Consider the following 9,899-nt stretch of genomic DNA (forward strand, 5'->3'; position numbering starts at 1 on the left):
GCAGGCGCAGGCGCGGCCAGCGGCAATGCCCGCTGCCCGCATACAGCGCCAGCGCGGAGGTCCAGGCCAGCAGGCCGGTGGCGATGGGAAGGAGCACGCTCATGCGATCGTCCGCGACCCGGGCGGCGTCACCAGCGCAAGCGCGCGGTGGCGGTCAGCATCCGCGGGTAGCCGTAGTAGCACCACGCGGCGCTGTTGCAGACGCTGATGTATTCCTTGTCGGTCAGGTTGCTGGCGTTGAGCTGCAGGCGCCAGCGGCCGATGTCGTAGTGCACCGCGGCGTCGAACAGGGTGTACGACGGCGTCTGCCACTGGTTGTAGGCGTCGCCGAAGTGCTCGCCGGTGTAGCGCACGCCACCGCCGAAGCCGAGGCCGGCCAGCACGCCGTAGGCAATGGTGTAGTCCGCGCCCAGCGACGCCGCGTGCCGCGGCTGCAACGGGATCTCGGCGCCCAGCGACAGCGGGTCGGTGGTTTCGGTGACTTCCGAGTCGATGTAGGCGTACGCGCCGAACAGGCTCAGGCCGTTGCCTGCGTTCCAGCGCCCTTCCAGCTCGGCGCCGCGCACGGTGACCTCGCCCTGCTGGATCTGGAACAGGGTGTTGTTGGGGTCGACGACGAGGGTGTTCTGCTGCCGCAGTTCGTAGGCCGACAGCGTCGCCAGCAGGCGGCCGTTGGCCGGCTGGAACTTGAGGCCCACCTCGACCTGCTCGCCCGTGGTCGGGACGAAGGCATTGCCGTCGAAGTCGGTGCCGACGGTCGGCTGGAAGGATTGCGAGTAGCCCGCGTACGGTGCCCAGCCACTGTCGAAGAGGTAGTTCACGCCGACGCGGCCGCTGAACTTCTCGTCGCTCTGGTGCGCGCGGCCGCCGTTGATGCGGTCCTCGGTGTCCGTGCCGACCCAGTCCTGGCGGCCGCCCAGGGTGAATACCCAGCGGTCCAGGCGCACCTGGTCCTGCACGTAGGCGCCCAGCTGGCTTTGCGTCTGCACGGTGCGGCTGGTGTAGTCGGGCCGGGTCACCGGGCCGCCGTAGACCGGGTCGAACACGTCCAGCGGCGGCGCGGCGAAACTGAAGGCCGACGCGTAGTCGTTCTCGCCGCGGCGCCAGTCGATCCCCGCCAGCACGACATGGCGCGCGCGCCCGGTGTCGAAGGCGAACTGCAGGTGGTTGTCGATGCCGAGGGTGTCGGAACGCTCCTCGGTCGGGAACAGGTAGCGCAGCAGGGTGCGCTGGTCGCCGGTGAAGCCGAACGGGCCGACCGAGGCGCCGGTCTCGACCTCGGTGCGGGCGTAGCGCACGCTCTGCTGGAAGCGGGTGTCCTGGTCGAAGTCGTGGCGGAACTCGTAGCCCAGGGCGCTGCGCGTCTTGTCGTAGTCGTTCTCGCCGGGCTCGCCGGTGAAACGGTTCAACGGGATCTTGCCGTTCGGGTTGGGCAGCAGCGTGCCCTCGGCCGGCAGGAAGCCGGCGCCGGACATGGTCTCGGCCTTCTGGTACGAAGCCAGCACGGTCAGCGCGTTGGCGGCGTCGGGCTGCCAGGTCAACGCAGGCGCGAAGTAGTAGCGGTCGTCGAAGATGTAGTCGACCGGATCGTCGCTGTTGCGCGCCAGCGCGGTCAGGCGATAGCGCCAGGTGCCGTCCTCGCCCAGGGGGCCGCCGACGTCGGCGGCGGCCTGGCGCAGGCCGAAGCTGCCGACCTGGGCCTCGATCTCGCGCAGGGCGTCCTCGGTGGGCCGCTTGCTGACGTAGTTGACCATGCCGCCGGGCGGCATCGCACCGTAGGACACCGACGAGGGGCCCTTCAGCACCTCCACGCGCTCGAGTGCGTACGGCTCGATCCGGGTGATGCCGGTGCCCGAGCCGTCGGCCAGGGCCAGGCCGTCGAGGTAGCGGGCCGGGGTGAAGCCGCGCACCAGCAACCAGTCGCTGCGCGAGTCGTTGCCGTAGCCACCGCCCTGGGCGCCGGCGACGAACCACACCGCCTCCTCGACGCCGTGGATGGCGCGTTCGCGCATCTGCTCGCTGGTGACCACCGAGATCGACTGCGGGATCTCGCGGATCGGGGTGTCGGTCTTGGTCGCGGTGTCGCTGCTGCGCGCGATCGGGGCGCGGACCTCGACCGTGTCCAGGTCGGTGGCGTCCGCGGTGTCCGGGGCCTGCGCGGCCTGTGCGAAGCACGGCAGCGCGAGCAGCAGCGCACCGGCGAGCGTGCCCATGCGCAGGACGAGGGACGGGCGGGCGGGACGGGCGGGAAGACGGCCGATGGACATCGGGTACCTCTGGAAGGACGGAAGGGGCCGACCCTGTCCATGGGTCACGTGCGGCGGGACATGCCTTCCCACGGGAAGACAATCCGGCAGCAACTGAGAATGATTCTTAGTTTAACAATCCAGCCGCGGCTTCGGCAATGCATCGTCCAGGCGCCGTCGCGCCCACGAAAAAGGCCGGGACGGACCCGGCCTCGGCGAGACCCGCGACGCGGGGCCGGGATCAGCGGACGTAAGGCATGTCGGCGTTGCGCTCGCGCTCGCGGGCGCGCTCCTCGAACAGGCGCTCGGCCTTCTCTTCGCTCATCTGGTACTTCGGCGCGACATACGGCAGCAACAGCCGCAGCCACGCCCGGCTGACCCGTCGCGACTCCTCCGGGCAGCCCTTGGCCCGGGCTTCGGGCAGGTCGCCGCTGGTGACGATGTCGAGGTACCGCGCCGGGTCGCTGCCATAGAGCATGCACTGCAGGTTGAAATAGCGCTGCTCGCCCAGGGCGTGCTGGTCGGCGTATACGTCCAGGTTGTACTTCCCGGAACTGCGCGCCAGGAACCAGTTCGAGGCCATGCGCAGGTTCTCGGCGACCACGCTGGTGGACTCGTTGATGCCGGCGAAACGCAGCATCAGGGTGGTCGCCAGCTGGTCGACCGCGTCTTCCTCGCGCCCCGTGATCGGGATCTCCAGCATCGAGATCAAGGCATGGCCGGTTTCGTGCAGCAGGATGAAGCGCACGTTGGCGTCGAGGTAGCGGCGCGCGAACCCCTCGTCCAGCTCGTTGCCCGCGGCCAGCTCCTCGCCACGCTGCAGCAGGACCTGCATGGTTTCGTAGCACATGACCACTTCACCGCGCTCGGCCGAGTAGAAGGCGTTGACCTCGCCGCACTCGGCGGTGATGTACTTGATCGGCCGCGGCAGCATGAACATGCCGTCGATGGCCTGGACCTCGGGCTGGTGGTGGAGCATGTCGCCGTCGACCGCCATCTGCTGGAAGGGCTTGAGCGCCTCGCTCCTGGCGTCGACGTACTCGTATTCGAACTCGACCCCACCGGGCTTGTTCTCGGCTTCCGGCGCCTCGTTGAAGACCACCGGCTTGAGCGCGGCGAGCTCCGCTTCGAGGGCTTTCTCGGCGGCGGCGCGGCCTTCCTCGAGGCCAGCCTCGCGTGCCTCCTCGCGCGCGGCTTCCACGGCCTGCGCATGGCGCTTGCCGACGATCAGCGACCAGCCGAAGGCGCCGCTGACCAGGCCGAGCGTCAGCGACAACAGGATGATCAGGACTCTTTGCGACATGTGCTTCCCCAAGGCAGTCGTGTCGTCCCCGCCCGCGCGGCGGGCCGGGGGGACGACTCCACGGGAATCCTAACCATTCCGGGGGCGCGGCGGTACCGCGCGCGCCATCGGCGCGCGTCCGGTGACGGCCTCAGGCGCCGGTCGCGGGCAGGCAGGGCCGGAACAGGTCCAGGCCCGGTCGATATTCCGGGGCCTGGACCTGCATCAGGCCGAGCACCGAGCTGAAGAGGTTGTCGTGGCTGGCCGGACGCCTGGCGACCTCGCGCAGGCACTGCAGGTCCAGGCCCCGGCTGGCCTGCATGCCCGGCGAGAACCACATGACCATGGGCACGCGGACCTGGGTGTCCGGGGCGATCGCGTACGGCAGGCCATGCAGGTAGACCCCGTCCTCGCCCAGCGACTCGCCATGGTCGGACACATATACCAGTGCGCTGTCGACGCCGGCGTCGGCCTGAAGCGTCGCGACCAGCCGCGCGAGCACGCTGTCGGTGTAGCGCACGGCATTGTCGTAGGCGTTGACGATCTCCTCCCGGCTGCAGTGCGCGAGTTCCGCGCTGCGGCATTCCGGCAGGTAAGCCCGCGCGTCGTGCGGATAACGGTTGAAATAGGCCGGCCCGTGGTTGCCGAGCATGTGCAGGACGATCACGCGGTCACCCGCCGTTTCATCGAGCGTGCGGGACAACGCATCGACCAGGATGCCGTCCAGGCAACGATCCCCGCTGCACAGGACCGGGTCCTGCGCATGCGAGACCGACAGGTGGGCGATGCCGTCGCACACGTGCTTGCAACCGCTCTGGTTGTCGATCCAGCGCGTCGCGACGCCGGCATGGTCGAGGACGTCTAGCAGGGACTCGCGCGACTGGATCCGCTGCTTGTCGTAGTTTGCCCGGCCGACGTCGGAGAACATGCAAGGCAGGGAGACGTCGGTGTTCGAGCCGCAGGCGGTGACATCCGTGAAGTTCACCGGGTCGATGCGGCGCAGCGCGGGCGTGGTATCGCGGGCATAGCCGTTGAGTCCCCAGTTCTGCGCACGAAGGGTCTCGCCGACCACCAGCACCAGCACGCGTGGCCGCGTGCCGGCGGGCCGGCCGACGACCCGTGCCTGCAGGCCGACCGGTTCACGCGGCCCCTTCGGCCGCGACGGGTGCTCGGTGGCCACGCGCAGCGCCGACACCAGGTAGTTGCCCGGCGTGACCAGGTGGCGCAGCTCGCGATGGTTGCGCATCAGCGAGGAGACCGACTGGAAGGACGAGAGGATCGCCAGCGACGCCACCCCCAGGGCCAGCGCCATGCTGAGCGCGCGGATCCACGCCGCCCGTCGCCAGGTGCGCCGGCGCAGGCGCACCCGTACCGCCAGCATCGACGGCAGTACGCCCAGCAGCAGGAGTGACGGCAACAGGCCTGCATTGACCAGCTCACCCGCCTCGTCCGGATCGGTGTGGAGGATGTTGCGGATCATGTCGGTGTCGAAGTACACCGTGTAATCGCGCATGAAGTGCACCGCCAGGGCGCTGGTCAGCAGCAGGGCCACCAACACCGGTTTCGCGGTCCAGCGCGTGAACAGCACGCACAGCAGCAGGAAATGCAGGGCCGCGATCGCGACGAACAGGGCGACGGCGGTCCACCAGCCCTGGGCCCCGTGCAGGCCACCGCGTTGGATCACCGCGCCGAAGAACGTGGTGTTGCAGGCCGCGGCGAAGTACAGGCTGGCGACCAGCGCGAGCTGTTCGCTGCCCAGCACCGGCCACTGCCATCGCGGTCGCGGCATCGCGTGCGGGCGTCCGCCGGCGGTCACCCTCGAAGCGATGGCATTCATCGCAGCGCTCCGCGCGTCGTGGCCGCGGATGGCCAGGACAGCAGGTAGGCGCCCAGCGCCACGAACCAGCAGATCGCCGCGGTCCACACGTCGTGCGAAACGAAGTGCGCGCCGCGCAGCTGTTGCGCCACGCCGAAGACCAGGCCCAGCCCCAGGCCGAAGGCCAGGCCCCAATGGCGCATGCGCGGCTGCACCACGCGCAGGAAGAAGTAGCTCGCGACCCAGGCATAACCGGCGCTGGCATGGCCAGCCGGGAAGCAGGCGGTCGCCGGCATGCCGGCCGGGCGCAGCTCGAACAGACCCACCGCGGGCAGGTGGCCGCCGTACCGGGCCAGGTCCCACGGGCAGTCCATGGCGGTGGCATTCTTGAGCAGGGCCACCGTCAGGGTCGACGCCAGCGTGGCCACCAGCAGGTAGGCCAACGGCCGGCGCAGCGACGCCGCCCCCGGTCGCAGGCAGGCCACTGCCCAGCCCGCGAGCACCATCAGCCAGGCCAGCGCGCTGAAATCGCGGCCGCCCCGGTGGATCAGGTGCTCGGTGGCCCAGGCATCGCGCAGCACCCAACGGTGGCCTTCCCACGCATAGAGGCGGTCGGCGATCCAGGCGTCGCCCTGCCCGGCCATCGCCAGCGTGGCCAGCACGGCGAACCCCAGCAGGGGCCAGAGCGCGTGCCGGCGCAAGAAGTCGGCGTTGGGTGCCCATGCGGGCGCAGCGCGCGCGACAAGCGGTCGGGCGTTCACCGCCGGGTCGAGGCGGACGTGCTCGGGGAAGGCCTGGGCCATGCGGGTTTCGGGAGTCATGCGCCGGTCGGGTGACGGGATTCGGAAGGCGCGGGCATGGTCGGCGGCGCGGTGTCGGACAAAGGTCGGAACCGGATTCATCGTTCGTTATCCGCGCGGCGTTCCGACACTTTTCCGACAGCGCGCGGCAGAGGCTGGAATCCTGGTCGCGGCGGGCCGCCGTTCGGCCCACAATCCCTCTCGTGCCGGGAACGATCCCGGCGCCGCGCGAACACGGAACATGCCGATGCGCCTGCTGGTGGTGGAAGACAACCGGAACCTGATGGCCAACCTCTTCGAGTACTTTGAGGCCCGCGGCCACCAGCTCGATGCGGCCCCCGACGGGATCACCGGCCTGCACCTGGCGGTCACCCAGGCATTCGACGCGATCGTCCTCGACTGGATGCTGCCCAGGATGGAGGGCCCGGCCGTGGTGGCGGCGCTGCGCGAGGCGGGGCGCGACGTGCCGGTGCTGATGCTCACCGCGCGGGACGAATTGCCCGACAAGATCCGCGGCTTCCGCGCCGGCGCCGATGACTACCTCACCAAGCCCTTCGACCTGGCCGAACTGGAGATCCGGCTGGAGGCGCTGGTGCAGCGTGCGCGAGGCCGCGGGCGACGCCGGATGCTCGAGGTCGCCGACCTGCGCCTGGACCTGGACACCCTGGAGGCGACGCGCCAGGACCGGGTGCTTCACCTCTATCCCGCCGGCCGCAAGCTGCTCTCGGTATTGATGGAGGCCAGCCCGGCGGCGGTGTCGCGCGAACGACTCGAGCACGCCCTCTGGGGCGACGAGCCGCCCGATGGCGACATGTTGCGCTCGCACGTCTACGAGTTGCGCCGCAGCATCGACGGTCCTTTCGCGGCCAAGCTGATCCAGACCCTGCCTCGGGTCGGCTATCGGATCGCGCCGCCGGACCCTTCACCGGGGAATGCCGATGGCGACTGAACCGCCCCCGGCGAGCCCGCGCCGCTCGAGCCTGCGCAACCGGATCCTGCTGGCGGTCGTCGGGGCGATGGCGCTGCTGTCGGTGGCGGTGGTCTTCCAGGGCCTGGTCGTCAACGAGTACGTGGAACGGATCGTCTGGAAGACCCTGCTCGACGGCGAACTGGACCACCTGCTCGAGCGCCAGCGCGAAGAGCCCGGCTACCGCTGGGTGGATTCGGACAACATCGCGCTCTACGGCGGCCCCGGCGGCGCGCCGATCCCGCCCGCGCTGACCGGCTATGGGCCCGGCCTGCACGACGACATCCTCGTCGACGGTCGCGACACCGTGCTGCTGGTGCGCGAGATCGACGGCCGGCCGGTCATGCTGGCACTGGACGCCGAGCCACTGGAGGCCCGCGAGCACGAGCTGGCCGCGGTGATCATCGCCGCTGCATTGACCACGCTGATGCTGGCCACGCTCGCGATCGGCTGGATCGTGGCGCGCCTGATGCGACCGCTCGATGCGATCGCCGGGCGCATCGCCGCCATCCAGCCCGACCGCGCCGATCGCCGCGTGCCCGTGCCGACGCGCGCCAGTCGCGAGGTCGCGGTGATCGCCGACGCCTTCAACCAGTTCATCGATCGCAACGACCGCTTCGTCGACCGGGAGCGCGGCTTCATCAACCAGGCCAGCCACGAGCTGCGCACGCCGATCGCGGTGATCGCCGGCGCCGCTACCCTCGCCGCGCGCGAACCCGGCCTGCCCGAAGCCGCGCGCGTCCAGCTCGAGCGGATCCAGCGGACCGCGCGCGAAGTCGAGCAGCTGGTGTCGCTGCTGCTGGTGCTGGCCAAGGATCCCGCGCGGCTCGCCGACGCCTCCGTGGCGATCCGCCTGGACGCCCTGCTGCCGGAGATCGTCGACCAGCATCGCCACCTGGCCGAGGGCAAGGACCTGGCGATCGATGTCGACGTGCTTGCCCCCGCCACGCTGATGGCCCCGTTGCCGATCGTGCAGGCCGCCGTCGGCAACCTGTTGCGCAATGCCATCGAGAACAGCGACCGGGGGCGCGTCAGGGTGCGGCTGGAGCATCCGGCCCGCGTGGTCATCGAGGACCCGGGCCATGGCATGTCGCCGGAGGAGATCAGCGCGATCTACGCGCGGCTGGCCCGCGAGGGCGGCGGCAGCGACGGCGGCGGCATCGGACTGGCCCTGATCGCGCGCCTGTGCGAGCACCTGGACTGGCGCCTGGACATCGCCTCCGACCATGGCCACGGGACCACCACGGTGCTGGACTTCGGCCCGGGCCATGCCCCGGCGCCACGCTGATCGCGCGGCGGCGGGGGGGGGGCCTTCCGCTCAGGCGCAGCAGTCGCCCGGCGTTACCGCCGGCACCACCGCGGCGGGGTGCGGTGCGCGCGCGCCGCGCGTCCGGGGGGCGCTTTCGATCGCGCGCGCCGGCATGTCCGCACCCCTGGCAGGGGCCTGCGGCGCCACGTCGTCGAGGATCGCGGGATCGATGACGTGCCCGTGCAGGAACAGCAGACCTTTGTAGAGATTCATGGCGGGACTCCTGTGTGTGCAGCCGTCCTTCGTGGACAGCCTCGTGGGGTGGAGTGCAAGATAGTCCGGCTGTGTTTCAGTAAAAAGCGACATTTACGCAAGCTCACCTTGAATTTGGTTCAAGTCTGGAGACCGCCATGGCCCGCCCCCCGATGCATGCCCTGCTGGGTTTCGCCGCCGCCGCACGTGCCGGCAACCTGACCCGGGCCGCGGAGTCGATGCATCTGACGGTGAGTGCCCTGAGCCACCAGATCCGCAGCCTGGAGGAGCGCCTGGACCGTCGCCTGTTCGAGCGCAGCTCGCGCGGCGTGCGCCTGACCGCGGACGGCCAGCACCTGATGTCACGGGTGGCGCCGCACCTGGAGGCGCTGGAGCAGGCGTTGCGACCCTATGGCCCGCGCCACGACGAGGTGCTCACGATCAGCGTGACGCCCTCGGTGGCCTCGGCCTGGCTCGTCCCGCGCCTGGGCGATTTCCTGGCCGCCCACCCCAAGGTGCAGATCAACCTGCAGTCCACCACGGTGGTGGTGGACTTCGAACGCGACCGCAACGTCGACGCAGCGATGCGCATCGGCAAGGGCCACTGGACCGGCCTGGTCAGCGAACACCTGTTCGACGAATGGGTCGCGCCGGTCGCCAGTCCGGAACTGGTGGCACGGCTCGGCACGCCGCGGTTGGCCGAACTGGGCAGCTGGCCGTTGCTGGGCGAACCCGACGACGGCCACGAACAGTGGCTGGCCTGGTTCGCCGAGTTCGGCGGCAGCGCGCCCAAGCGCTACGCCGCCAATTTCGACGACACCGAGAGCCTATTGCGGGCCGCGGCCAGCGGCGTGGGCGTCAGCCTCGGCCGCCTGACCCGCGCCCGCCTGCTGATCGAGTCCGGCCAGCTGGTACGCCTGAGCAACGAGCGCATGCGCACCAACTACGCCCACTTCCTCGTCTATCCGCAGCGATCGGCCGACCACGCCGGCCTGCTGGCGTTCCGCGAATGGCTGCACGCGCAGGCCCTGGAATACGGCCAGCACCTGGACGCGACCGCCTGAGCGGGGAGATGGCCCCGCACGCGCGATCGCCGGCCCGCTGGGGTAGGCTGGGCGCCCCATCCACTGGAGACCCGCCGATGCAACGTGTCCTCACCACCGCGCTCGCCAGCGCGCTGCTGCTGCCGATCCTCGCCGCCTGCAATGCGCAGCCCGATGCCGACACCGCCGCTCCGGCGCCTGCCGTGGCCGACGCCGCGCCGGCCACCGACACCGCGGACGCCGC

8 protein-coding genes are annotated in these 9,899 nt (G+C 70.4%); 3 read left to right on the forward strand and 5 right to left on the reverse strand.

The annotated features are described in order from the left end of the window. Positions 1 to 128: 128 nt before the first annotated feature. From FKV25_RS05265 to FKV25_RS05280, 4 genes are all read right to left on the reverse strand, one after another. Positions 129 to 2,267 carry a TonB-dependent siderophore receptor gene (locus tag FKV25_RS05265; RefSeq protein WP_246071936.1) on the reverse strand — a complete coding sequence of 713 codons (2,139 nt, stop codon included), beginning with the start codon at positions 2,265 to 2,267 and terminating at the stop codon, positions 129 to 131. A gap of 220 nt (positions 2,268 to 2,487) precedes the next feature. Further along, a complete protein-coding gene (locus FKV25_RS05270) occupies positions 2,488 to 3,549 on the reverse strand; it encodes a DUF4344 domain-containing metallopeptidase (protein WP_141517755.1) in 1,062 nt (353 codons plus the stop codon). A gap of 130 nt (positions 3,550 to 3,679) precedes the next feature. Then, positions 3,680 to 5,365 (reverse strand): phosphoethanolamine transferase, encoded by a 1,686-nt coding sequence (locus FKV25_RS05275; RefSeq protein WP_246071938.1) that lies wholly within the window; start codon positions 5,363 to 5,365, stop codon positions 3,680 to 3,682. Next, positions 5,362 to 6,165: a phosphatase PAP2 family protein gene (locus FKV25_RS05280; RefSeq protein ID WP_246071940.1), complete on the reverse strand. Its 804-nt coding sequence runs from the start codon at positions 6,163 to 6,165 to the stop codon at positions 5,362 to 5,364. Before FKV25_RS05280 ends, FKV25_RS05275 begins: the two co-directional genes overlap by 4 nt. Before the next feature lie 226 nt (positions 6,166 to 6,391). Here FKV25_RS05280 and FKV25_RS05285 point away from each other — a divergent pair, with 226 nt between their 5' ends. Then, entirely contained in the window at positions 6,392 to 7,093 is a 702-nt protein-coding gene (locus FKV25_RS05285; protein WP_141517762.1) for a response regulator transcription factor, read from the forward strand. Further along, positions 7,083 to 8,399 (forward strand): sensor histidine kinase, encoded by a 1,317-nt coding sequence (locus tag FKV25_RS05290; protein WP_141517756.1) that lies wholly within the window; start codon positions 7,083 to 7,085, stop codon positions 8,397 to 8,399. Before FKV25_RS05285 ends, FKV25_RS05290 begins: the two co-directional genes overlap by 11 nt. 30 nt (positions 8,400 to 8,429) lie before the next feature. On the opposite strand, the gene FKV25_RS05295 is transcribed toward FKV25_RS05290, so the two are convergent. Further along, positions 8,430 to 8,633: a hypothetical protein gene (locus FKV25_RS05295; protein WP_141517757.1), complete on the reverse strand. Its 204-nt coding sequence runs from the start codon at positions 8,631 to 8,633 to the stop codon at positions 8,430 to 8,432. Positions 8,634 to 8,770: 137 nt separating this feature from the next. On the opposite strand from FKV25_RS05295, the gene FKV25_RS05300 reads away from it, so the two are divergent. Continuing rightward, positions 8,771 to 9,676 carry a LysR substrate-binding domain-containing protein gene (locus FKV25_RS05300; protein WP_141517758.1) on the forward strand — a complete coding sequence of 302 codons (906 nt, stop codon included), beginning with the start codon at positions 8,771 to 8,773 and terminating at the stop codon, positions 9,674 to 9,676. The last annotated feature ends 223 nt before the right edge of the window (positions 9,677 to 9,899 follow it).

Source organism: Marilutibacter aestuarii (assembly GCF_006546775.1).
GTDB lineage: Bacteria > Pseudomonadota > Gammaproteobacteria > Xanthomonadales > Xanthomonadaceae > Marilutibacter > Marilutibacter aestuarii.